Source organism: Cellulomonas sp. NPDC057328 (assembly GCF_042667215.1).
Taxonomy (GTDB): Bacteria; Actinomycetota; Actinomycetes; order Actinomycetales; family Cellulomonadaceae; genus Cellulomonas.
In genome coordinates this window covers 1-1,132 of record NZ_JBHUZW010000221.1, presented here as the reverse complement: position 1 = coordinate 1,132, position 1,132 = coordinate 1, and the positions used below count along the sequence as shown (strand labels likewise).

Here is a 1,132-nt window from a genome sequence, read left to right as displayed (position 1 = left end):
GCCCGGTACCGCCCCGGCGGTACCGGGCCGCGCCTGTCCCACCGCTCCTGCCGCAGCACACCTGCCGCACCGCTCCTGCCGCACTGCACCCGCCGCACCGCGCCGGCTCGTCGCACCGGCTCACCGGCTCAGCTCACGTAGCGCCGTGCGGTGGACCGCCGCTGCGACTCCTCGAGCGCCCGGAACCGCGCCTCCGCGTGCGCGGGCAGCGGGCGCCGGTCGCGCAGCACCCACGGCAGCCCCTGCACGGCGCGCAGCACGCCTGCCGCCGACACGCGGTCCCGGGGCAGCGAGCGCAGCACGTGGCCGGTGCGGCGCAGCGCCGCGGGCAGCGGCCGGCGCAACCACGTGAACCACAGCGTGTTCCGGATCCCGTCGCGTCGGCGCACGTGCGGGTCGCGGGCCCGGGACGGCTGGTGGTGCACGGTGAGCGTCGGCAGGTAGCAGAGCTCCCAGCCCGCGGCCGCCAGGTCGGCCGCCAGCAGCTCCTCCTCGCCGCCGAGCCACAGCCGCGGGTGGAAGCCGCCCGCGGCGAGGAACGCCTCGCGACGCACGACCGACGCACCGGCGAGGAAGCTGCCGAGCGCCGGGCCCGGCAGCCCGGGCACGCCGGCGACCGGTGAGTCGCGCAGCTCGGCGACGATCGGGTCCTCGCGCCCGCCGGGCTCGACGAGGATGCGCGCGGTCAGCACGGCCACCCCCGGGTGCGCGTCGAGGACGTCCGCCGCCTCGCGCAGCGACCCGGGGTCCCACCACGTGTCGTCGTCGCAGAACGCGACGTACGGCGTGCCGAGGCGCTCGATCGCGACGTTCCTGCCGACGGCCCCCAGGTTCGTGGGGCTCGCGACGAGCTCCGCCCACGGGTGCTCGGCACGGATGGCGTCGGCGGTCCCGTCGGTCGAGCCGTTGTCCACCACGACGACGTGCGGGCGTTCCGGCAGGTCACGCAGGCGGGTGAGCGCGGCGAGCACCTCGGGGCGGCGCTGGTGCGTGATGACGACGACGGCGACCCGGTCGTCGGCGTCGGGCGAGGCGGCGCGATCCGGACCGCGGTCGGGGGCGGGCGTGCGCTGGGCGGTGACGTCGAGCTCCACACGCCCATCTGTACCGGCGGTCCGGCCGCGCCGCGCGT

1 protein-coding gene is annotated in these 1,132 nt (G+C 78.0%); it reads right to left on the bottom strand.

Annotation, left to right across the window (positions count from 1 at the left end; translation table 11 throughout):
- Positions 1-128: 128 nt before the first annotated feature.
- Positions 129-1,132 (bottom strand): glycosyltransferase family 2 protein (locus ACFUMH_RS19095; RefSeq protein WP_378209222.1); only part of this gene is annotated, 1,004 nt, incomplete at its 5' end.